Raw genomic sequence first — 23,710 nt, 5'->3', positions numbered from 1 at the left:
CGACATGCGAATTCACCCCGCGCGCGCTTCGCACGCGGGAAAGCGATCATTCCAGTCTACGGCCCCCGGCGCGGCACTAGGATTCCCATGGGCACCGACCCTTTGGGCCCGCCCGTGAAGCCCACAAGGCCAGTTACAAAGGAGTACTCAATGCCGGCGACCGACCCTCTCTCGTCCCTCCCCCTCGAGCACGAACGGGTGCTCATCACCTCCGGGGAGCGATCCGGTCTAACCATCAGCGTCGCGGTGCATTCGACGCGACTCGGTCAGGCCCTGGGCGGTGCCCGCATCTGGCAGTACGAGAACTGGACCGACGCGGTCGCCGATTCGCTGCGCCTGGCGAAGGCGATGACCCTGAAGAACTCCGCTGCCGGCCTGAACCGCGGTGGCGGCAAGTCGGTGATCCACGTGCCGATGGGCGTGACGTTGACCGAGGAGCAGAAGCGGCTCGCGATGCTTGACCTGGGTGACGCGGTCGAGAGCCTCGGCGGCGCCTACATGACCGCGGAAGATGTCGGCACCAGCGCCGAACTCATGGCCGTCGTCTCCGAGCGCACCGCTCACGTGTGCGGACTGCCATCCGACCAGGGCGGCGTCGGCGAACCGGCGGATGCAACAGCGGCGGGCGTGCACCAGAGCGTGCTCGCGACCCTCGACGCCCTCTACGGCTCGAAGGATGTCGCCGGTCGCCATGTCGTCATCGTCGGGCTGGGCCAGGTGGGTGGCCGGTTGGCCCGTTCACTCGCGGCCGACGGCGCGACACTGACCGTCACGGATGTGAACCCGGGCAAGAAGGCGCTGGCCGATGAGCTGGGTGCGAACTGGGTGGGCGTCGACGAGGCGTGGACGGTCGAGGCCGACCTGCTCGCGCCGTGCGGCCTGGGCGAGGTGCTGACGCCCGAGGTGATCGCGAATCTGCGGGTGCGCGGTGTCGTCGGGGCGGCCAACAACCAGCTTGCTTCGCACGATGGCGCCGGGCTGCTCGCCGAGCGGGGCATCCTGTGGGCTCCCGATTTCGTGGTCAACGCGGGTGGCGTGATCTACCTGGCCATGGCGTCGGAGCCGGATGCCGACGGTGCAGCGATCGAGCGGCGCGTCGCGGCGATCGGTGACACGGTCGCGACGATTTTCCGGGACGCCAAGGAGCAGGGCATTACGACGCTCGAGGCCGCTGAGCGGCTGGCCTTCGCGCGGCTCGACGCCGCGCGGTAGGCCATCCGGCCCCTCCTGTCACATCGCTTCGCGCGGGTGAAACTTTCGCGCGCGGGTGTTGCAACGCCCGCGCGTGGAAGGAACACCCGCGCGAGGGAGTTGGGATCAGGAGCGCTCTACGCGCAGGTTGAAGCGTCCGAGGCTTACTTCCTGGCCGGGATGCACGCGCATCCGCTCGCCCGGCTCGACTCGCTGATCGTCCACCCACACGCCGTTCGTTGACGCCAGATCGTGAATCCAGAGCTCCTCATCGACGAGCTCGAGCGCCGCGTGCGTCTTCGACACCGTCTTCTGGGCGTCGTCGACCTGCAGCAGCTGGGCATCCGGCCACCGCTCGTTCGCGGCCGGGTTGCGGCCAAGCACGGTCGTCGCATCCATGGTGACGCTCACGCCGCTCTCGAGCACAATGCTCCACCTGCCCCTACGCGGCGCGAACCGAGTCTCCTCGTCGATTGCCGTTGGTGCCGCGACGACCGCTTGCGGCGGCGCCTCGGTGACTGCTGGCGCGGGCGGGGTTGCCCCGGGCGGTGCCGGCAGGAACACGATCTCATCACGCGGCCGCTGCGGGATCCGTCGCGTCCCCGAGTTCGTGTCGAGGTTCGGTGGCGCGATGCCGGGGGGCAGCGTGATGAAGCCGTCCTGCTCGTCCCCTATTGCGCTCACGCGGCAATGGTAACGGATGCCGCGTGCTCATTCACCGGTCGGGTTGCTGCTGCTTCTCCCAGTACGCGACGCGCATGAGCGCGTCGAAGAACGGCAGCAGGTGTTCCCGGAGCCCCGCCATCGACGTGGAGAAGTTCACGAGCACCACCCGCTTGGTGTCCGGAACGGCCAGCCAGTAGTCCACGATGAGCACGTCAAGGCTCCCGCTGTCGTCGCCGCTGCCGACAGCAGTTGCCCGGATGCGATCTCGTCGCAGCGCGGATGTTCCGGCCAGTTCGAGCGCGGTCAGGTCGCCGGTGTCCGCGGAGCCTTCCAACCCCTGCCGCAGGATGCCCAGCACGCGATCGCCGCGCGTCCCGACCGCTGGGACCAGTTCGACATCGAGCAGGTACACCGTGATGGTGATCGGCAACGGCAGGCCGTCAACCAGCTGGATTGCAAGGAACATGCTCTGCCCGTTGCCCGCGATGGCTTCGTCGATCGCGGCGGTGAACTCCCGGCGCAGCCGCGCCCGAAGCGCTGACCGGTCATCGGTGGTGCCGATGCGGTGACGGATGAGGCGGGTCGCCGCCGCGATCGCCGCCTCCCGGTCGAGCAGGGAGGTCGCCCACCAGTCGCCAGGCAAGCGGAATCGCAGGGTGGGCATGGCTTCAGTGGGCGGAGTGTCCAGTGGAGTGCTCACTGGCGCAGTTCTTCCCAGGTGCCGTACCGCTCCTCGAAGAAGTCGATCGTTCCGGAGATGGTGTCGTCCGAGAGATGACCGTCATAGAGGTCCAGTTCGCGTGCGGCATCCTCGATCGAGATGTTCGGTTGCGACATGTTCGGCTCACCCGGCATCGGCGACGCTGCGACATCAAGCCGCACGCTCACGGGACGTACTGGGGATGCCGCAAGCGTCGCCTCGAGCGCGCTGTCGATCACGCGCACCAGATCGTCGTGCTCTGTCGACGTCACGTACACCCGCACCCACACTCCGACGCCGGCAATGCCGGTGGACGTAGCCGTGAAGGCGTCCTCAATGACCGGGTCGGATGCGACGACCGCCGCGGGCACCACGGTGTGGAAGTCGGGGGCCGCCACGCACCCGCTCAGCGCGAACGGAGTGGCCAGCACTACTGCCAGCGCTGCCGCGATCCGATTGTTCACTTGACCGCCGTTTCTGCCTCGGCGAACTCGTATTGATACGCGAGCTCGAAGTCGGAAAAGAACATCGATTGCCGTTCGCTGTCCACCCGAGCGGCAGTTTGGGCGTAGTAGTCGGCGTTGTGAGGGTATCCCGACCGACCAGACGGCTCGGTTATCGTCACCCAGTTCGGCCCTTGGCGCGGCGGGGTGCCGTCGAGTCGGGGAACGTGATCGCCGTCATGCTGGATCGCGAGCACCGAAACCGTCGGCGGGATCGGCATGTGATCGATCGGCGCACCGGCGACGGCGATGGCGCGAATGTTGAACGGCGAATCAGGGTCCGATGCCATTGCGCCGGCGAGAATTCCTCCTTGGCTCCAGCCTGCGAGCATGACCGAGTCATCCGGTCCGATCCCGGCGTCGCTCATCGCCTGGAGCACTGCCCGCTCGTAGGCGGCCTTCTGGTCTGGGGTGAGAATCAGCGTGAGGTTGGAGCCCAGGTCGTTGACCGCTCCGGCGTCACCGAAAGCGCCGCCCATCAGCAGTTGCCAGTCCTGGGTGCTCGGCAGTGTCACGCGCCAGATCGGATTGCCGAACTCGTCCAGTGCCGGTGCACCGCTGTCATCAAGCACCCGAACCACTTCGACGACGGTGCGGTCCCTGCCGCCGTTCTCGTCGAGCTTCCCGTTGTTCTGGAACAAGTACTGGTAGTCCGATGCACCCTGCTTGTTCACGAGTCGCCCGCCGAGCGTATCCGTCACGGGCCGCACGGTCGGCGTCGGCGTGAGCGCTTCGCGCAGCATGAGCGCAGCGACGGCGCCGGTCAGTAGCGGCACGACGACGAGCGCCACGCCGACGAGCACCTCCACGAACCCATCCATGGTCAGCGCACCAGACGTGATGAGCGTGAGGAAGACCGGGAACAGCGCCAGCACCACCGCGAGCACCACGACGAGGGACACGACGACGATGACGATGAGGAGCAATGTCGTGAGCACCGTGTCGAGCACCCGCACGATCCACTCGCCTACGGCAGCGACGAACCCACCGAGGTCCTCCAGCACGGCTCCGACGTGATCGAAAAAGCCGTCGTTGAGGGTGCCGAGCTCCATCCGGATGCGCGTTGCTGCCGCCTCCGCGGCAAGATTGCGCTCCTCGAGAGCTTGGTTGTACCGCTGCCAGGCGGCCGCGAGCCCGGCCTGCGCATCCGCCACCTGTCGGCGGTAGTACGACTGGCGACTCAGCAGGTCCTCGATGACGCCGGGATCCTCCCCCGCCATCGCCGCCATCGTGGTGCGGTGTTCCAGGTCGCGCAGAGTGGGCTCGGCAACGGCGAGGTCATGCTCGTGCGCGGCGACTTCCGTCCGCAGTTCGCGCACGCGCGATTGGGTGTCCTCGAGCACCACCGCGTAGTCGGTGAGTGCCGCCGAGGTCTCGGTGTAGCGCGGTTCGACGGTGACCAGGTCGGCGGAGACCACGCGCGTGCGCTCACGCATCGCGTCGACTGACTTGCCGATCGTGAGGTCGTCGTCGGCGACGTTGTTGAGCACTATCGAGAGGCTGCGGAGCGTCTCGGCGATCGTCGCCAATCGAGTGGACTCCTCCGTGAGCGTACGCGGGTCACCCGGCAGCTCCTCGAACATCCACAGCTGGGTGCTCACGCCCCGCCCTCCGTGCTCGTGAAGGCCGTCACGCGCGCCTCGAGTTCGGAGTCGAGGGCACGAAAGGTGTCCCTGATGGCGACGACGGACTCGCGCACGAATGTGAGCTCCTCCGTGAGCCGCTCGCGGCGGATGCTCCACGCGTCGCGGAAATCGCGCGTCGCCCCGGCGACTGCGGCGTGCCCGGCGATATCCGGGACGTGGGCGGAGAGTTCGCCGACGCTCGTGAAGTCGGCGAGCACGGTGTTCAGCCGCTGGTCAGCCCGATCCAGCCGGTCGAAATCGATCCGGATATCGCTCATATTGCCCCCTCAGCGACACTGTAGCGAAGCCTTGAATCTCCGGGCGATGGGCACCGCTGCCCATGTGGGTCACGCGGTGGCGACCTTGGTGGAGCGGGTGTCGTCGCCCGGTGCGAGCGGCCGCGGATCATCCTGCGGGCGGATCACGATAGAGCCAGCGTCGCGATCCCGGTCCCGGATGGCGTACGAGTACCAGACTGCGGCGGACAGGCGCCCGACCACCCAGCGTTCCTGGCGCGGGGTCATCGGCCCGGTGAACCACCCGTCGGCGACCTGAACCGTCCCGGGTCCGCTGAAAGAGGACATGACCAGCCGGGTGCCGGTGGCGGTGCTCGTTGCGCGGTGCTTCATGAGCCACAAGGAACGACCGCCACCGGCCGCGAAGTCCTTGACCGTCACGAACGACCCGTTCGGCAGCACGAACTGGTAGGTCGCCTCGGGCAGCCGCCGCGTGTGGAACCTCAGGTGCTCCAGGATCTGACGGGCGATGCGGTCCGCTTCTGGCCGAGGCAATTTCACCCAGAATCGGGCAAAGAGGTAGCCCGGGCTCAGACTGGGCTGCCACACGCCATTCTCGTCGGCGCGGCGGCCATCCTTCACGTGACGTCGCGCGAGCAGAGGGATCAGCACGAAAGGCGCGACAACCAGCACAGCGATGATCGTGAGGATCACGACCCCTTCTGTCGTCACTGGGCGTCCTCGGCCGTGGTCGGGGCGGGCCAGCGGATCGTCTTCACGATCGCGTCGAACAGCCCGAGCATCTCCTCCTCGTATTCGGCGAGCGCGGTGGAGAACGTCAGCAGCGCAAGCCGGTTCGGGTTGGCTGCAGCGAGCCAGTAGTCGGCCTCGACGAACTCGAACGTCGCTTCCGCATCCCCTTCAGAGACCTCCCGCACCCGGCGCCACGAGTGGCGGACCGCCTGGATGCGACCATCGCCGTCCAGCGTGGACACCGACCCCTCCTCCGGGGCCCAGCCGCGCGTTCCAACCTCGAGGAACGACTTCAGCTCGCTCAAACCCAGCGCATTGAAGTCGGTGGCCTCGATGCGCGGGGTGAACACCGAGACCCAAGCGGGAAGCGGAATCTTCGGGGTCAGGTTGAACGCGACGTAGAAGTCGGATGCGCCGCCCTCCCGTGCCGCGTCGGCAGCCTTCTGGAAGCGCGAGCGCAGTTCTGCGCGAGTCGTCGCGAGGTCGTCGCGGCGCTTGGTCGCCTCATCGAGGACCTTGCGGATAGAGCGGTGCATCGACTCGTCGGTCGCGAGGTTGATTCGTCCCCACTTGCCCGGCAGTACGAAGCGCGGAGTTGTGGGTTCAGTCATCGTCATCAATCGTCTCCGGCGGACGGGTCTTCCCCGGCCGCCAACGCCATCAAGTATGCCCCGGTGTCGCTGAACAAGGCCAAGTTCTGGGTGAGCAGCGTGAACTCGACTCCCGTTTCGCCGCCGTGCGGGAAAAGGGCGAGGAAGGTGCGTTCCATGGCCGGGTTGGGCACGCCTTCACGTGCGACCGGGAGCGTGAAGTCGTGGCTGAGCACACCGCGCCCGGTCGGCACTTCGACCTCGTCGACGGTGCGACGGATGACCTCGGTGCTCTCGTCGCCGCTGAACGAACGGGCTGCGGCGAGGTAATTGTCGTACGCGCCGGGCGCGATGCGGCTCACGCGCATGCTGAGCAGCGCTTCCACCCGACCGGTGTGAGGCGCGATTACGAAGGCGAAGCTGCGTCGCGCTCCGGCGGGCAGGGCAGCGGCGATCGCGGTCACCGTGCGGAGAGCGGCGGCGAGCCGACCGGCGGGTTCGTCGCGGTTCTCGCCGAAGTCGAGGCCGTCGAGGATGTTGGCGATGCGCGTGTCCACGTCCTCGTCCTGGCCGGGCAGGGCGATCCAGCCGGCCGGGACCTGCACGGTCAGGATGCCGTCGCTGAGGACTCCGCCGCTCACGATGCGGGGACCGCGTTCACGGAGCCCCAGACATCCGTCATCTCATTCCACGATGCACCGGTGTCGTAGTCCCAGTCGAACATGCCCGCGAGCGGCGATGCGGTTCCGAAGGTGGCGATGTCCGCGAACCCGGGGAGCATGTCGGTCGGGGTCGCGTCGGACAGGTCCCACACCGGCTTCGGAGGTGAACCCCACGGCCGCTGGCCGAGGTGCGACAACTCGAAATCGAGACCCTCGCTGACGAAGTAGTTGACCGGGGTTCCGTACGCGCTGACCAGGCCGCCGATCGTCTGGCTCTGCAACAGGTCGGCCACCTGGTTGCTGGTCGGCCGCACAACAAGCGGCACGGTGCTGCCCGCAGCGACGGCGGCACCGCGCTGCGTCACGCCAGAGAACGCGCCGGCCACATCGTCGAACAGGCCGCTGCCACCACCGAGCTTGGAGGTGATCACGCTGGTGAGGGCGGAGATGCCGTCCGCGAGCACTCGGCCGAGGCTTTCCCTGCCCATCAGGAACAGCAACGCCGAGCAGGCGAAGATCGCCACCGACAGGATGACCGCGAGCGCGGACAGGGCAGCCGCGAGCGGTGCCAGCACCGGAATGAACAGGGCGAGAACAGTCACGATGAGAGCGAGTACGTCGACGATCTTCTTGAGGATCTCGAGCACGTCCCGCAGAATCTCGAGCACCGGCCCGAGGTATTTGGATGCGAGTTCCCACAACAGTTGCAGGTCGCCCAGGACCCCGTCCCAGAACCCGTCGTTGAGGTTCGAATCCGATTCCGCATCGCGCAGGCCGTTGACGGCGTCGTTGACTGCGGCCTCCCAGGACGACACCGCGGCGTTGTACTGCGCCAGGTAGGTCGTGTACTGGGAGTCGTAGTGGTTCGCCTGCCGGTTCGCCTCTTCGAGGTCGGCGAGCAGCTCCGGATCGGTGTTACCCCACATCGCCTGATCGCGAAGCTGGTTCTGGCGGTGCCGCCAGTACCGCCCGTTGTCGTTGTTGGAGATGATCTGGGTGCGCGCGCCGTTGCCGTTGGTGTGCGCGTCGGAGAGCGACCCGGCGTAGGCGCTGAAGGTTTCGGCCGCGCCCTGGTAGCGGACCGCCACGCGCTCGGTGTCTCCGCTCGCGTCCCCGGCCTTGGAGCGCACCTCGTCGACCGCTTCGCTGATCGTGATGTCGTCGTTCGCGAGGTTCGCGAGTTCGGCGGCCGCCTCACGCAGCGCCTCGGCGGTGGTGCTGAATGCCTTGGCGAAGCTGCTTACAGTTTCGGGATTGCCCGGGATCTCGTCGGGAATCGGATCGTCGCAGCGAAAGCACATGTCATACCGCCTGGGGTGCAGGGCCGTTGCCGGCGGGCGGGTTGGTCAGCCCGTTCGCGAGAGACGCGTCGGTCTCCGCGAGCTGGGTGTGGATGTTCCGCACGGAGTCGCGCAGCCACTCGAGGTTCTTCACGATCTCCAGCCGCCGCTTGTCCCACGAGTCCCGGAACTCGACGGTTCGCGCTGCGAGCCTGTGGTCGCCGACCGCGTGCGACAGGGTCAGCATGGACTCGAACTCGCGGCCGACCGTGTCGACCGCGGCCGTCAGGTTGGTCTCGAGCTCACCGAGCCTGTTGTAGTCGACCCTGAGATCGCCTCCGGCCATCGTGTGCGCGTCCTTTCGTGGGTTGGCTGGTGGGGTGCGGTTCTTCGCACCGGCCCCCGGGCTACGGGGGCCGGTGAGAGTAACTAGCCGCGGATGGCGTTGGCGAGGCCCTCGTCGGTCTGCTGCAGCGCGTCGGCTGCGGCGACCAGGAACTGGCTGAGGCCCTCGAGTCCGTCGATCGCGGTGCGGGTGCCCGAGGTGAACTGCTCGTACGAGTCGCGGTAGGCGGCCGAGGACTGCTCGGCCTGGAAGCCGTTGGCGGTCAGGTTCTGAACGAGGTTGCTGAGCTCGGTGAGCTTCGCGTTCAGGTCGTCGCGGCCGGCGAGGAGGCGCTGGGCAGCATCGCGGAGGTCGTCGTAGGTGACGTTGAGGTTAGCCATTCGTGTGCTCCTTCTTGGTTGTGCCGCTCAGGGAGCGGGCTAGTGGTTTCACGGTACCGATGAGTGCATCCGGTGGTCGATGGGGAGCAGTCCCCATCACTCACGCCTCAGCGAGCGGCAGTTGCACTCGTGTTGCCTTGCCGCGCGCGATGAAGTACCCCCTTCCGGGCGGGAATTCAGCGCGCGAGACGCGCGGCAGGGAGGTCTTCAGGATGGTGTCGCCCTCGATGGATTCCGGTTGCAGCAGGAACCCGGTGCGGGCGCTCTTCACCTCGGACAGCAGTGGCCACGATGACCCCCACTGCCCGGTCTCGGAGTCGGCGAGCAGGAAGTGGTCGCTGCGCTTGACCGCCTTCATGAGCTCGACCAGCGCGGAGTCCGCGCTCGAGCTGAGGAAGTCGGCGACCTGCTCGATGACCACGACGATCTTGCCCGCACTGCTGGCGCCGACCGAGGCGGTGACCTCCTTCGCGAGCGCGGTGACGTCCTCGAGCGCGGTGGCGCTGGCTTCCCAGCCGGGCAGCCTGCCGACGTCGGAGCGCGGATTGCCGAAGTAGTAGCGCGTCGAGCCGGGCAGCGCACGGTCGAGACTGCCGATGAGTACCTTCAACGCGTTGGTGCGGCCGCTCGCCGGTGGGCCGGCGAGCAGGAAGACACCGGTGGGCTCGAACCCGATCGGGGCGAGGTCCAGCTCGGAGATGCCGAGCACCGCCTGGCCGCCGAGCGATTCGGGCAACGCGCGCGCGGGAATCTCGGTCGGCAGTGTCCCGACCGGCTCCGCCGGTATGCGGCCGGTGCGGGCCATCGCCTCGGCGAGCGCGCGCACCGCGTTCGACTGCTCGGCGACGTTCGCGGTGCCGCCGACCACCGCGAGTTGCGTCTCGAGGCCGTCGATGACCGCGCGACCCGGAGGGGATGCCGGCCCGAGCACATCCGATTGCGTGTCCAGGAGGTAGTACGAGCTCTCCTCCGCCATCCGGAGCACCACCCTGCGCGTGATCGCCGAGCTGATGGCGGTCGGCACGCTGCCGGGGCGATCGGCCGAGATCGCCACGTGGATGCCGAGCGCGCGGCCCTCACCCAACAGCTGCTGGAATGCGCCGTACCAGGGGGCGCGGGATGCGCCGACCTCGAACTCGTTCCGGAATGCCGGGAAGTTGTCGACGAGCAGCAGGATGCGTTTCTCGTCCGGTTTGCCCGCGAGTTGCCGGTACTCGGTGATCGTCGACGCGTTGACGGCGGTGTAGCGCTCGCTGCGGTCTTCGAGCATGCCGCGCAGCGTGCGCAGCAGCCGGATGACGCGCTCGGAGTCGTCGCCGTTCACGATCGAACCGACGTGCGGCAGCGGCTCGAGCATCCGGAGTCCGCCGGAGCCGAAGTCCAGCCCGTAAACGTCGATCGGACCGCCGCGCGGGGTGATGCCCGCGGCGATCGCGATGGTGCGCAGAGCGGAGCTCTTTCCGGTGCCGCCCGCGCCGTAGACGGCCAGGTTGCCGTCGGTGTCTGGCCGGAAGCAGACCTCATGCTGCTGCTGCCGCTCGGGCATGTCGTTGACGCCGAGCACGAGTTCGGTGTCGGTGCGCTGACGCAGCCTGGTCAGGTCGTACACCGCCGCAAGCTCGTCGAGCCAGGGTCGCCGGGGCGCGGGGATACGGGCCTCCCGTGCCGCGGTGACCATCGTGGCCACGAGCCTGGCCTGGTCGGTCGGGCCTTGGTCCTCCTCGACGACCGGGACGTCGGTTGTCCCCGGTCGCTCCCAGACGATCTCCGAACCGAAACGCAGCTCGCTGATCGCGATCGTCGGGTCCTCGCGCGCTTCGCTGGTCCAGCCCCCCGCGTAGGCCGACTGGAACGGCGTAAGCCGACCGGGGCCGGTCTTGGCGATGCCGCGGCCGGGGATCGACGGGTCGAAGGTGCCGGCGATCTTGTCGCCGACCACGTCCTGGCTGTCGGACTCGTCCGCCATCCGGAGCGCGATGCGCAGGTTGGTGTTGGCGCGCAGGTTGTCCTTGATCACGCCGGCCGGGCGCTGGGTGGCCATGATGAGGTGGATGCCGAGCGACCGCCCGCGCTGGGCGATATCGACGACACCGTCGACGAACTCCGGTACTTCGCCGACAAGCGCCGCAAACTCGTCGATCACGAGCACGAGCGCAGGCGGGCTATCCGGGTCGCCGCGCTTCTCCAGCTCGAGCAGGTCCTTCGCCTTCTTCCGGTTGAGCAGGTGCTCGCGGTAGTGCAGCTCTGCGCGCAGGCTGGTGAGCGCGCGGCGCACCAAGTGCGGGCTGAGGTCGGTGACCAGGCCGACGCAGTGCGGCAGGTTGACGCAGTCGGCGAACGCCGAGCCGCCCTTGTAGTCGACGAACAGGAAGGTGACGCGATCTGGGCTGTACTCGGCCGCCATGCCGAGCACCCACGACTGCAGGAACTCGCTCTTTCCGGATCCTGTCGTCCCTCCGACGAGGGCGTGCGGTCCCTGCTGGCGCAGGTCGAGGTGCATCGCGTCCACCGCGGACTGGCCGACGATGGCACGCAAGCGGCCGCTGCGCTTGGAGCGCTTCTTCGGCGCGCTGCCGCTGCGGTCGTGGATGGACTCGTTTTGGGTCCACCGCTCGATCGCCGCTTGGCTGCTGCCGGCCAGCTCCGCGCCGAGGAGAGTGACGAGGGAGATGCTGCGCGGCAGGTCGGACTCATCGGCGACGAAGTACCCGGCGTCGTACACCGGAGCGAGTCGCTTGGCGAGGGCGAGCGCCTGGTCGCGGGTGACCGGCTCGGTGGCCGCCGGGCTGATGTGCTGACCCAGGCGGACGTACCCGACTGTCGATCTGGTCGGGTCCGCGGTGGTCTCCACGTAGGTGCGCGACACCGCAGGCAGCGCCTCGACGTTCGGGGCCAGCCAGACCGGGAAGATGCCCGAGTCCGCCGCGCGCTCTGCCAGTTGAATCAGCCGGGCCCGGTCGACGGGGGCATCGTCGGTGATGACGACCAGGATTGCCGGTGTGGGCACCGGTGGTGCCGACAGCGAGCCGTCCTCGCCGACCTTGGCGCCCTGCACGATTGCAGACTGGTCGAACACCTGAGCACCGCGCTGCAATTCCTTCTTGGCGCGCGCCTGCTGCACCTCCTCGAGAGCCGCGAGCAGCGCTCCGGCGCTGCCTTGGCTGTTGGTGAGGTGCGCCACTTCGATGGGGCTGCTGGCGGATGCCGTGTGCGGCAGCCACTTGAGCCACTCCAATTCCGGCGTCCATGCGCTGCCGGCCATCGCCGTGACGACCAGCTCTGCGGGTGAGTGCAGGCCGACGAGCTGACTCAGGATGCCGCGGGCGACATCCGCTGTCGGTGTGATGTCGCCGACGATGCCGAGCGCACCGGCGTCGAACAGGCTCTCGCTGAGCGGCACCCCGTCGACCGAGCGGTACTGCTCCATGACTTCGCGCAGCCGCTCCCGGTACTCGGGGAGCCCGGACTCCTCGCCCGACACGTCAACAGTGTTGCGCGACGGGAGTGTGCCGACGCCGAGACGCAGCGACAGGAACGACCAGTGCTCGGGCCGGCGCGTCCACAGCACCGGGCCCAGACGCATGGCTTCGTCGTAGACCTCCATGGTCGACGGCACTTCGGCCAGGCGCACCTCGCGCTCAATCGGCACCTGCGTCGCGAGGTCCCGCTCCAGCACCTCGAGCTGCTCGTCGAACTGCTTGGCCGCTGCCTTGGCCTTCTGCTTGCGCTGTGATCGGTTCGTCAGCCAGGTGCCGATCATGACGATCGGTGCCATCGCCATGAAGATGACCGAGATCCAGCGTTCGGTGACGAAGAACAGGACTGTGCCCATGATGATCGGGGCCGCCATGGCAAGCCACGGGAACGGCGTCGATTCCATTGGCCCGGGGACAGCTGGACCCGCGAACTCGGTGCCCGGGTAGCGGCGCTCCACGCGGGGTGACCGATTGAACGGGATCGGGCCGTCGGCGATGATGTCGTGCTTCCCAGGGGTCCGCGCGACGATGCGCACGGTGAGCCTCGTGTCGCCGAGCAGCACGGTTCCGCCGTCGCCGATGTCGGCGCGGGTCATCAGACCACCGTCGACTTCAATGCCGTTGGCCGAGTTCAGGTCGACGAACCGCACGGCCACCGCCGATACGTCCAGCCGCGCGTGCCGCTTGGAGACCAACGGGTCGCTCAGGGATACCTCGAGCCCACGCTCGCGGCCGAGCGTCGCGGTGCCGATCGGAAGCGCGAACTCTGTGCCGGCATCCGGACCCTCAACAACGCGAAGGACCGCGGCGACCTCGCGCCCCGCCTCCGGCGGCTGCTCGCCCGTGCCCTCGACGAGCTCAATCGCGGCTCCGGATGCCAGCGGCGAGTCGCCAACGGCGAGGCTCGGGTCGAGCAGCCGCCCACGGCCGCCCTCGGAGCTGACCAAGCGCAGGCTGCTGGCGGATGAGGCGCCGTGGTCGGGAATCAGCGGGTCGACCGCGGCAATCGTCGATGCGAGCGCGCCGATCGTTGCGGAGGCGTCAGCGGTGACGACGATGTCGGCCTTCGGACCGGTCTTGCGGCCCAGGGTGAGCTTCAGCTTCACTGCCGGCTTCCTCTCGATCGGGTCTTGCGTGCACGGTTGATGCGATAGCGGCTGAGCCAGCGCCGTGACCTGGACACCGCGGCGCGAGCGGTCGCGATGGCGCCCTCTGCCTCGGTCCAGAGCCGTTCGGTCTGCTCCGGCGCGACGTCGGTGCCCGAGAACACGGCATGGTCGGTGTCGGTGGCGAGCGCGGCGAGCGGTGACCCGTCCGAGCCGAGCTGGCGCTCCAGTTCGCGGGCAGTGAGCACGCGGGTGGTTCGCTGGGGCGGCTCGTAGCCGAGCTCCGCGTACTGGTCGACGAGTTCCTCCCAGGCTCCGGCGGCGCGAACATGGCCGGCGGCCGCCGACTTGCGTCTAGCCCGCCTGCGGGCCTTAATGGCCAGCGCGGCGAGCATCGGAAGGAACACGATCGCGGCCGGGATCAGGATGCCGAGGCCGACGAAGTAAGCCCAAGTCGGGATCCCGAACAGCTCGTCATCGTCGGAGTCGCTCTCCTCCAACTCGACCGGCGTGATCAGCTCGTCATCTTCGCTTTCGACGCGCGGTGGCTGGCGCACCTGTGGCTGCGGCTCGGTCTTCGGCTGCGGGATCTCGTCCTGCGGTATGTCGGTCTCATCCGGGGTCGGGTCGTACGGGACCCAGCCCACACCGTCGAACGCGACCTCGACCCACGCGGTCACGTCAGAGCCGAGCACCTTCACTGACTCCTGACCGTCGGTGAACTCGGGGGCGAACCCCATCACGACGCGCGCTGGGTAGCCGAGGCTGCGTGCCATGAGCGCGTACGCGGAGGCGTACTGCTCCTGGTCGCCAATGAGCTGGGAGCGCGTGAGCAGTTCCTCGATGCGGTCGGCGCCGTGGCCGGCGCGGGATGCGACCGAGTCGGATGCGGTGCCGTGGCTGAGGAAGCCGGTGTCCGACAGGGTGCGACTGATGGTTTCGAGGATGGCAGCGGGGGTCGAGGCGCCGCCGGCGAACTCGCCCGCCTTGGCGGTGACGACATCCGGCGTGTCGTACACCGGCGGCAACGGAACGCTCGCGACTTTGACGTCGGAGAGCTCGTCGGCGGCTGGTACTCGCTGCACGACAGAGTTCACGACGAAGCTGTCGCCTTCGCGCAGTCCGCCGAGGAGCATTGCCGAGCCCGATGCGGCGTTGAACCGCAGTTCGTCCTGTGCTTCGGCCGCCGCGCCTGCGACGAACTCGATGTCCGTCGGGTAGCCGACGCCGGGGACCCAGACGTCGTTGTAGCTGCCGACGGTGATGCGCACTTGGGACTCGTGGTCGACGGTCATGAAGTCGGGTGACGGCAGGTTGCGTCCGACAAGGGCGAACGCGCCGGTGCCGTCCGCTTGCGTCTCGGAGCCGGTGACATTCCACAGCTTGCCGGTGAACGCGTCCATGGTCGCGAGCCGGATGCGGTCGCCTGGTTGCATGCCCTCGACCGTGAACTGCACCTCCTCCGGCACGACCTTGGTGTAGTGCCGGAAGCCGGCGAGCGGGCTCGGGTAGTCGAGCGGGTAGAACGGCGGCTCGATCTCCTCCCGCAGCACGAACCGGCTCTCCGCGGGCGGCGCGATGACGACCGCCGCGACGGTGCCGAGCACGATCGCACTCGCGAGCAGTGCGACGGTTCCGCCGAGCTTCCGGCGGGACAGCGTCTTGGCGCTTTCGGCGGCGACAGTGTGCTGCGAGCGCCGGCGCCAGCCCACCCAGACAAGCGCAATTCCCGCGAAGCCGATGCCACGCAGCCCGGCGAAGTAGGCCTGGTCCGTGCCGATCAGGATGCTGCCGAGATAGAGCAGCACCGGTCCGATCATGACGGCGGCGAGACGCAGGACGCTTCGACTTGCCCCCAGCCAGCGCAGCGCGAGGGTTGTGCTGACGAAGCCGACGAGCCAGCTCGCGGTGTACGGCACGACGTTGATGTAGTCGGGAGCGCCGATCGGGGTCTGCAGGGTGACGACATCCGCCCAGCCGAACACCGCACCGACGGCCAGCGCCGCGAGGGACTCAAGCGTCGGCACCACCCACAGAAGCCCGAGGCCGGGCACGGCGAAGGCGGTACCGAACAGGAAGAACGCGACGATGGCGGCCAGCACGCTGAGTACCGCGGGCAGGCGGAACCGGGCCGCGACCACCGCAACGGCGGTGCCAACAGCCAGGCCGCCGGCGCCGGCGATGAGGAAGGTGTAGTCGGCGAACGGCGGCCGGAAGCCGATGATGCCGATGGCGCTGAGGAGGAGGACGACGCCGACGTCGCTCGCTTTCACGACAGACTCCGCACGAGCTTCGGCAGGTCGTCAAGCGACCCGACGGTGACAACGGTGAGCCGCGCGACCGAGGACATGCTCGGCTCCGCGCCGTGCTGCACCCGGATCGCGATCTGGTTCGTGTCGGCTGTGAACAGCGACTCGATGCTGCGGAAGTCGGCAGTCGACATGCCAGAACCGCCGACGATCACCACGACGCTCGGCGCGGGCAGCCGCTTCGTGCGCTCGCGAGCGAACTGGCGCGGTGTCTCAAACGGGCTCGGCTTCGTCTCGATGCGGCAGGACGAGTCGAGCATCGACGTGACGCTGTGGGTACGCCACAGCCCGTCCTCGCTCACGACGCTCATCTGGGTGCCGTCGCGGATCACCTGCGCGGCGATGGAGGCAGAGACCGACACCGCGAGCTCGAACTCGTCCTCGCTCGCGTAGTGCTTGACATCTGTGCTGTGGATGACCGTCAGTTGGGACCGGCGGGTCTCCTCGAACTGGCGGACCATGAGCTGCCCGATGCGCGCCGAGGTGCGCCAGTGGACGTACCGACGGTCGTCGCCTGGCACATAGGGACGCAGCGCATGGAAGGCGATATCGCTGTTGGTGATCTTCTTGGACACCTGACCCTCGAGGTCCCGCACGAGTCCGGATGCCGACGGCTGCAGGCGCGCGGTAAGCGGGTGCACGAACAGCTCGACCGGGTCGGCCCATTTGACCGCGCGGCGCAGCAGCCCGAGCGCGTCGCCGCGCACCGACTCGGCCGGGCCGGCGACGATGACCGCGCGGCGGTTGGTCGGCACGGCGAACAGTTCGTCATGCTCCTGCTTGGGCTTCATCCCGGGCAGCTGGAACTCCGCGAGGCCGCGGCCGACCGGCAGTTCCATCCGGTTCGGCGGCAGATTGCGGGTGCTGGTGTTTCTGACGATGAGCCGGCCCATTGCGCGGTCCCCCACGACGACACGCCGCGGGTTCAGCTCGACGTGCACTTCGTACGATGCGCGCCCGAACAGGAACACCACCGCGACGAGCAGCGCGGCCAGCAGCACGCAGCCGAGGAAGACGAACTCGTGCCAGCCGAAGGCGAGCCCCACCCACAGTGACGTTCCCCCGGCAACCAGGACGAGCCATCCGATGGGCGTCACGATCCGCACGTACGGACCAGCAGCCGCCCAGACGGACGCCGCCAGTTCCCGAATGCGCGCGAGCACGCCGAAGAGACCGCGCTGACGCGGTACCTCCTCCTGCCCGAGCAGGGTCGTCTCGGCTGTGCTCACTCTCGGATCGGCCTCAGGCTGCCCGGTAGGCCGGCGGTTCGATGTCGAGCAGGATGCGTTCGATCACGTCATCCGCCTTGACTCCCGCGAAGTCGGACTCCGGGTCGAGCACCAGACGGTGTGCCAGCACCGGCCCAGCGAGTTCGCGTACGTCGTCCGGGGTCGCGTAGGTGCGGCCCTTCATGAGCGCCCAGGTCTTCACGGCGCGTGCGAGCGCCATCGCGCCGCGCATGCTGACGCCGAGAACGACGTCCTTGTTCTTTCGGGTTTGGTCGACGATGTCGCTGAGGTACTGCATGACCGACTCTTCGACGAAGACCTCGTTGGCGAGTGCCGCCATCGCGACGATCGAGTCGGGCTTGATGATCGGCGAGACGAGGGATGCGCGCGCTCGGGTCGCCGAGTCCATCAGCAAAGAGACGGCAGTCTTCGTGTCTGGGTAGCCGAGCGAGGTCTTGATCAGGAAGCGGTCAAGCTGCGCCTCAGGGAGCTTGTAGGTTCCCGCCTGCTCGACGGGGTTCTGTGTCGCGATGACGAGGAATGGTGCGCCGACCGAGTGTCCTTCGCCGTCGATCGTGACGACGCCCTCCTCCATGACCTCGAGCAGGGCGCTCTGGGTCTTAGGGCTGGCGCGGTTGATCTCATCGGCGAGCACGATGGACGCGAAGATCGGCCCAGGGTGGAACTCGAACTTGCCCTTCGACTGGTCGAAGATCTGCACCCCGGTGACGTCGGAAGGCAGCAGGTCGGGCGTGAACTGGATGCGCGAGGTCGAACCGTCGAGCGTATTGGCCAGCGCCTTCGCGAGCACGGTCTTGCCGGTGCCCGGGTAGTCCTCGAGCAGCACGTGCCCGTCACTGACGAGCGCGGTCAGCACGAGTCGGATCACCTCGTTCTTGCCCACGATCGCCTTCTCGACGTTCGCGATCAGCTTGTCGAACGCGTCGGCGAACCAGGCGGCCTGCTCCTGTGTTACTGGCATTTTCTGTCTTTCTCTCCGAGGGTCAAGGTCTGAAGTCCACGTGGTTGCTCTCGACTCCGTCAACCACGACGTAAGCGTCCCGGTAACCGCAGTGCGCCTGGCTCTCCCAAGTGTTTCCGGAGAACTGACGGTTCCAGGTCGTCGTCTGGCAATGCAACGTCACATTGTGAGTGCCGCTGCCGAAGTCGTGGAGCGTGATTCTGTACGTGTGGCATCCGAACGACTGGCTGCTCTCGCAGATAACGCGAGTTCCCGTGGTCAGAGTCACCCGCGGCTCCGGCGGCTTGGGGTTCACCGACACTGTCGCGCTGCCGATTGGCCCGGGGCCGGCGTTGTTCTGCGCCCGGACCTCGATAGTGAACGTACCGCCGCCGTTTCCAACCGACGTGGTGTGGCTCCTAGCGCCGCTCCAACCCGACCAGCCGCCGCCATTGACTCGGTACTGGTATTGCAGGTTGTCGGTGACCGCCTCCCCTGCGCCGGCGTTCGACGGCGTGCCCCACGACCAGGAGATGCTGGTCGGGCCGGTGGCACTTCCGCGGTTTCCGCTGACGTTCGTCGGGGCTCCGGGCACGGTCTGCGAGTTCACGGTCGTCGAGTTGGTGCCCGACGGACCCGCCTTGCCGCCCGAGTTCTGCGCGTACACCGTGATCGTGTAGCTGCCAGCAGGCTGGTTCGTCACGGTCGCGCTGCCGAGGTCGACGCCGCTGCCGCTGCCGACGACGGAGCCGCCGCGGGTCACCTGCCAGTGGTACGTGGTGCTGCCACCGGTGCCCGCGACAAGCGGCCACGACCAGGAGATGGACGCGGGCGCCCACTTCGACTGGCTCGACTTGCTCGGCTGCACCTGCGCCGGCGTGCCGTACGGAGTGATCGGCTGGCTGAAGGCCGACCAGGTTCCCGGGCCGTGCTCGTTGATGGCGCGCACCGAGAAGGTGTACGCAGTGCCGTTGCTCAACCCGCCGATCGTGCAGGCCGCGCCGGCGGTGCAGTTCGCCGGGGTCGCGACCGACGGGTTGGAGCGCACCTCGTAGCTGCTGATCGGCTTGCCGTTCGAGGCCGGTGCGACGAACCTGATGGTCGCGGAACCGTCGGAGCCGATGTTCGAGTCGGGGTCTCTCGACGGCGGGGCAGGCGCATCCGGGACATCACTGACCACAAGGCGAATGATGCCGTTGGCGCGGCGGTCGGGATCCTGGGTCGCGTCCTCGACCGTGTACATGACCTCGATCACGCCGCTCTTGAGCGCCACACTCGGGCTGATGGTCACGGAGGTGCCGGTGAAGGTCACGCCAGCGGGCTCACCGGTGTTCTGCACCTGCGCGCCGACGATGCGCAAAGGTTCGCCCGTCGTCTCGTACGGGTTGGAGTCGTTGCCGAGCGCCTGCACAGTCACCGGGCCGTCGCCGCGCTGCGTCTCCAGGTCATCGGTCACAGCGACCGGCAGCGGCCGCGACGACGACACGATCGTCACGTGCACCTGACCTGGAACCTCGAACTTGTCCCAGCGCAACTTCACGCCGAGGTCGAACGTGGTGCCCTTCGGGGTGTTGCGCGGTGTGCTGAGGGTCAGCTGCGAGCCGTTGAGGGAGGCCGACAACTGTGCACCGGCGCCGGTGATCTCCGAGTAGGTGACCTGGCCGAGAATCGACGGGTTCGGGTGCGCGGTCGACTCGCGAAGGTCGATGGTGACCGACTCCCCCATCTCCAGCTGCGGGCTGGGCGGTGTGAAGGTCGGCGGGGTATCCCGGAACTCGGGGTCACCGACGATGATGGGCAGCCGCAAGGTCGCCCAGTTGCCCTTCGGGTCGTTCTTCGACGCACCGTCGGTGACGGTGAAGTTGATGGCAGCCGGCCCGCGGTAGTCGAGTCCGGGCGTGAACCGCAGGCTGTCCTTGTCGATGAAGATCGCGTCACCGTTGCTCTGTACGCCGCTCACCGAGTCGGGGTCGGCGATCCAGACGTCGCGTCCGGATGGCGCGTAGACGAGATCGTTCAGGTCCCACTCGCGCGTCTCGTTCATGAACAGGATCTGCTCTGGCAGGTTCGGGTCGATGATCGGCGGATCATCGAAGCCTTCATCGGCTGCGGCCGGCACCAGGATGAACGCCATCGCGCTGAGGTCGTCGACATCGTTCGTCACCCGGTAGGCGATCGCCTGCCTGGTCGGCTTCGGGGTGACCTGGATGCGCCCGTTCTGTTCGAGCAGTTCCGCCGAACCGGCGTTCGGGCCCACGAGTTCGACGACGAGGTCCTCGGTGCGGCCACCAGGGTTGAACACCGATCCGTCGAACAGGTTGATCTCGATCGAGGCCTGACCGGCGATGTCCTTGGTCTCGATCGCGTAGTCCTGCGCGGTGGGCGGCAGCAGCGGGGCATCCGGAGTGACTTGAACGAGCACGTAGCTGACGTTGCGTCCGCCGCGGTCGTTGGTGAGCTCGTAGCGCAGCGAGAAGGAGCGCTCGGCATCCGGCGCCTCGAGCAGCAGGTATCGGCCGTCGACCACACTCGCGGTCACGTCAGCGGGCACGTCGATGAGCTCGTCGCTGACTTTGATCGGCGCGCCCTGCGGGTCGGAGTCGTTGGCCATCAGGTCGACCTGCGCGAGCCTGCCCGGCCGCACCGAAACGTTGTCCGGGACGGCGATCGGATCCTGGCTGACCGCCGGCTCCGGGATCACGGCGATCTTGATCTCGCCAACACCGGTCGCGCCGAACGCGTCGTAGACCTCGTAGCTGAACGAGTCGGTGCCGTACAGACCCTTGGCTGCCTCGTAGACGAACGAGCCGCCGCTGCTCTCGATCACCGAGCCGAGCGTCGGGTTGGTCGGGAAGTTCAGGAGCTGTACCGAGTCGCCGTCGGGGTCGATGCCGTCGAGCGGAATGTCGACGGTGATCGTGCCACCTTCGAGCACTCGCGCCACCAGAGGGGCGGGCACAGGGTCCTGGTTGCCGTCCTCGTCGAGCGGCGTAACCGTGAAGGTCACGGTTGCGGCCGACGTCTCTCCGAACGGGTCGATCACGCGGTAATCGACGCGGTATTGGCCCGGTTCTGTCGGTGCCTGAAAGCGCACGGTATCACCGTTGACGAACGCGATGCCGGCATCGGGTGCGGTGATCAGTTCGGGGTCAACGCTCATCGGCACATCATCCGGGTGGAAGTCGTTGTCGAGAACGTGCACCGTGATGATGTCGCCGACGCGCACCTTGGCGAAGTCGTTCTCAGCCACCGGCGGTTGGTGCTTCGTGAGCGGCGGGACCGGCACGACGGTCACACCCGCGGTGGCGGTGTTCAGCCCGTCGGAGACGGTGTAACCGAACTGCACCTGCCCGTCGAGCGCTGCCGGGGAGGTGACGCGCACGAGTGTGCTCTCGAGCACCTCGACCTTGAGGCCCTTGGCCACAAGTGCGGGGTCGACGTCGACCGATTGGATGGCGAGGATGCGCCCGCTCGGGCTCACGTCGTTGGCGAGCACCGACACCGTGGTCGGTTCCTCGCCGCGCAGGTAGGCGGTGTCCTTGACGGCGATCGGCGGGAGTTCCTCACCCCCCTTCTCGTGAACGTCGATCCGGATGATGCCGACGCTCGAGTTGGCGCCAGCCGCGACCGTGTACTTGACGTAGTGGACGCCTGGGTCGGGCGATAGGAAGGTGATGGTTCCCTGGTCGGTGTTCAACCAGGCGGATGCGCTGCCGCTGGGCTGCTCGAACGCCGCCAACGAGAGCTGGGCCCCGGATGGCGACAGGTCGTTGGCGAGCGGCTTCACGACCACGGTCTCGCCGACGAACGTCGTGGCGAAGTCGGGTGTGCCGATCGGATTGAGTGCGCCGGTGGGCTGCACGTCGACGTTGAGGGTGCCCTGCACCGGGGCCCCGATGCCGTCGGTGACCTGGAACACCACCTCCTTGGCGCCGACCTCCGAGGTCTGGTGGCTGAAGGTGACGAAGCCGTCGGGCGTGAACTGCACCAGGTCGGCGGACTTCGGTGCAGCACCGAGCAGGAAGAGGTCGTCACCGTCCGGATCGATCCAGTCGGTGAGCACGTTGTAGCTGACGGTCTGGTTCACCTCGACCGTGACACCGCTGGTGCGAACTTCGACGGGCGGGTTATTGACGTCCATCGGCACAACGCGAATGGTGACCTGAGCATCCGCTCGTCCGGCCGGGCGGCCATCGTCGACGGTATAGCCGAAGGTGATGGTGCCGACATACCCGGGCGCTGGCGTGAATTGCAGCGCCCGTCCACCGTCGATGAGGTCAAGCACGCCGGTGGATTCGGCGATCGCCCCGTGGGCCGCGATGACCAGGACGTCGCCATCCGGATCGCTGTCGTTGTTCAGCAGCGGCAGGATCGTTGTCTTGCCCGGCCGCACACCGAAGTCGTCGTCGCGGGCGAGCGGCGGTCGGTTCTGCTCTGTGCGCTCGGCGAGGGTCTCCTCGAACGACTGAGTTGTCGACTTCTCGTCGCCCTTCTCGCCCTCCTGCTCCTCGGGCGGGGTGACCTCGTCCCAGTTCTCAACGAGGCGCATGTTCTCGTCAACGAGCCAGACGTTGCCGTTGTCGAGGTTGTTCAGCACGATAACCGAGCGGTTGACGCGGAACTCGAGCCGGCTTCCCTGGGTCGGCTGGTCGATGTCTGCACCTTGCGGTTCCTGGCCGTCGCACGCGAGGACGTAACGCTGGCCCGCCGCCCAGGCGCCGTGCAGGCATCCGTCGAGCCACACGGGAGCGGCCACGCCGCTCGCCGAGCCGCCTCCTGCGATTCCCGCGTCGATCGTCTCGACGGATCCGGATGCGAGATCGACCTTGAGCAGGGAGTTCGCGGTGGCCGCGCTCGCGTACGAGACGTCGTCGCTCACCTGCTGGAGGCGAACGGCACGTTCGTCGCCCAGGCGGAAGATCGTGCCGTCTTCTTTGATCAGGTCATTGGTGGACTGGTCGAGCACTACCGCCCGCTCGCCGACCGCCGTGAGCTGGAAGTCACCAACACCGGGGAACGCCGACTCGACCGGCGCCTCCGCGCCGACCTCATAGCGGTAGATCGTCTTGTCGTCCGGACTCACCGCGATGAGGGTGCCGGTCTTAGTCAGGACCGACTGGCCACCCGCGCCGAGCTCGAGCAACGGAGGCGTTGAGGTGTAGTTGAACTGCAGGTCGCCGGCAGCGGAGATCAGCCAGACGTCGCCGGAGGCCGAGGTGATCGCGAGCTGCCCGCCGCCGTAGTCGACGTCGGCGCCCTTGGGCACGTCGATCGCCGAGCTGACCCGCGTGAACGACGGGTCGACGGACTCGATGCGCCCGGCATCCGGATCATGCATGAAGAGGGCGTCGCCCTCCTGGAGCACATCGAAGTTGGGGCTGGATGCCGCGACCGAGCCGTTGAGCTCATCAATCTGGCGGTTGAGGCGGCCGCCGAGCAGCTGCTCACCGTTGGTGACCCAGACGTCGCGTGCGTTCAGTTCGACGTCGGTGACCGGGAAGCCGGGGTGCAGAACGGCCATCGTGACCGGTATACCGGCGATTAGAGCAATTGCGACGGTGGATGCGACGGTCTTGCGTCGCTTCGTCCAATTGCCGAGAAAGCTCAAGCCCGGTTCCCGTTGCCTGTCCTAGTTGTCAGTCGACTGAATCACGTCAAGGTTAACAGGGTATTGCCAGCTTGGTGGACCGCTCTGTA

At 67.7% G+C, this 23,710-nt stretch carries 17 protein-coding genes; 1 reads left to right on the top strand and 16 read right to left on the bottom strand.

Annotated features, from left to right (window positions below; all coding sequences use genetic code 11):
* Positions 1–150: 150 nt before the first annotated feature.
* A complete protein-coding gene (locus HGK58_RS05985; protein WP_168626571.1) occupies positions 151–1,212 on the top strand; it encodes a Glu/Leu/Phe/Val dehydrogenase family protein in 1,062 nt (353 codons plus the stop codon).
* Between the two features lie 105 nt (positions 1,213–1,317).
* On the opposite strand, the gene HGK58_RS14045 is transcribed toward HGK58_RS05985, so the two are convergent.
* The 16 genes from HGK58_RS14045 to HGK58_RS05905 form a co-directional block, all read right to left on the bottom strand.
* On the bottom strand, positions 1,318–1,875 hold the full coding sequence (locus tag HGK58_RS14045) for an FHA domain-containing protein (RefSeq protein WP_168626570.1): 558 nt from the start codon (positions 1,873–1,875) through the stop codon (positions 1,318–1,320).
* Between the two features lie 31 nt (positions 1,876–1,906).
* A complete protein-coding gene (locus tag HGK58_RS05975; protein ID WP_168626569.1) occupies positions 1,907–2,521 on the bottom strand; it encodes a hypothetical protein in 615 nt (204 codons plus the stop codon).
* A gap of 32 nt (positions 2,522–2,553) precedes the next feature.
* Positions 2,554–3,021, bottom strand: a complete 468-nt coding sequence (locus HGK58_RS05970) for a hypothetical protein (RefSeq protein WP_168626568.1) — start codon at positions 3,019–3,021, stop codon at positions 2,554–2,556.
* Positions 3,018–4,661 (bottom strand): hypothetical protein, encoded by a 1,644-nt coding sequence (locus HGK58_RS05965; protein ID WP_168626567.1) that lies wholly within the window; start codon positions 4,659–4,661, stop codon positions 3,018–3,020. Before HGK58_RS05965 ends, HGK58_RS05970 begins: the two co-directional genes overlap by 4 nt.
* Complete coding sequence (locus HGK58_RS05960; RefSeq protein WP_168626566.1) at positions 4,658–4,963, bottom strand: hypothetical protein; 306 nt, start codon at positions 4,961–4,963, stop codon at positions 4,658–4,660. Before HGK58_RS05960 ends, HGK58_RS05965 begins: the two co-directional genes overlap by 4 nt.
* A gap of 69 nt (positions 4,964–5,032) precedes the next feature.
* The gene (locus HGK58_RS05955) at positions 5,033–5,653 is read right to left on the bottom strand and encodes a hypothetical protein (RefSeq protein WP_168626565.1); all 621 of its coding nucleotides are present in this window, start codon (positions 5,651–5,653) and stop codon (positions 5,033–5,035) included.
* On the bottom strand, positions 5,650–6,285 hold the full coding sequence (locus HGK58_RS05950; RefSeq protein ID WP_168626564.1) for a hypothetical protein: 636 nt from the start codon (positions 6,283–6,285) through the stop codon (positions 5,650–5,652). The genes HGK58_RS05955 and HGK58_RS05950 overlap by 4 nt, the downstream gene beginning before the upstream one ends.
* Before the next feature lie 5 nt (positions 6,286–6,290).
* The gene (locus HGK58_RS05945) at positions 6,291–6,905 is read right to left on the bottom strand and encodes a hypothetical protein (RefSeq protein ID WP_168626563.1); all 615 of its coding nucleotides are present in this window, start codon (positions 6,903–6,905) and stop codon (positions 6,291–6,293) included.
* Positions 6,902–8,227: a hypothetical protein gene (locus HGK58_RS05940; RefSeq protein WP_168626562.1), complete on the bottom strand. Its 1,326-nt coding sequence runs from the start codon at positions 8,225–8,227 to the stop codon at positions 6,902–6,904. The genes HGK58_RS05945 and HGK58_RS05940 overlap by 4 nt, the downstream gene beginning before the upstream one ends.
* A gap of 1 nt (position 8,228) precedes the next feature.
* A complete protein-coding gene (locus tag HGK58_RS05935) occupies positions 8,229–8,552 on the bottom strand; it encodes a hypothetical protein (RefSeq protein WP_168626561.1) in 324 nt (107 codons plus the stop codon).
* A gap of 83 nt (positions 8,553–8,635) precedes the next feature.
* Entirely contained in the window at positions 8,636–8,932 is a 297-nt protein-coding gene (locus HGK58_RS05930; RefSeq protein ID WP_168626560.1) for a WXG100 family type VII secretion target, read from the bottom strand.
* Between the two features lie 100 nt (positions 8,933–9,032).
* A complete protein-coding gene (locus tag HGK58_RS05925; protein ID WP_168626559.1) occupies positions 9,033–13,514 on the bottom strand; it encodes an FtsK/SpoIIIE domain-containing protein in 4,482 nt (1,493 codons plus the stop codon).
* Positions 13,511–15,787, bottom strand: a complete 2,277-nt coding sequence (locus HGK58_RS14040) for a transglutaminase domain-containing protein (protein ID WP_168626558.1) — start codon at positions 15,785–15,787, stop codon at positions 13,511–13,513. Before HGK58_RS14040 ends, HGK58_RS05925 begins: the two co-directional genes overlap by 4 nt.
* Positions 15,784–17,052 carry a DUF58 domain-containing protein gene (locus HGK58_RS05915; RefSeq protein ID WP_168626557.1) on the bottom strand — a complete coding sequence of 423 codons (1,269 nt, stop codon included), beginning with the start codon at positions 17,050–17,052 and terminating at the stop codon, positions 15,784–15,786. Before HGK58_RS05915 ends, HGK58_RS14040 begins: the two co-directional genes overlap by 4 nt.
* Before the next feature lie 13 nt (positions 17,053–17,065).
* A complete protein-coding gene (locus tag HGK58_RS05910; protein WP_168626556.1) occupies positions 17,066–18,034 on the bottom strand; it encodes a MoxR family ATPase in 969 nt (322 codons plus the stop codon).
* A 22-nt stretch (positions 18,035–18,056) separates the two neighbouring features.
* The gene (locus HGK58_RS05905) at positions 18,057–23,621 is read right to left on the bottom strand and encodes an Ig-like domain-containing protein (RefSeq protein ID WP_168626555.1); all 5,565 of its coding nucleotides are present in this window, start codon (positions 23,619–23,621) and stop codon (positions 18,057–18,059) included.
* Between the last annotated feature and the right edge of the window lie 89 nt (positions 23,622–23,710).

This window comes from Cryobacterium sp. BB307 (assembly GCF_012274275.1).
GTDB lineage: Bacteria > Actinomycetota > Actinomycetes > Actinomycetales > Microbacteriaceae > Terrimesophilobacter.
Note: the sequence above shows the minus strand (reverse complement) of the source record. Positions and strands in the feature narration are given on the sequence as shown.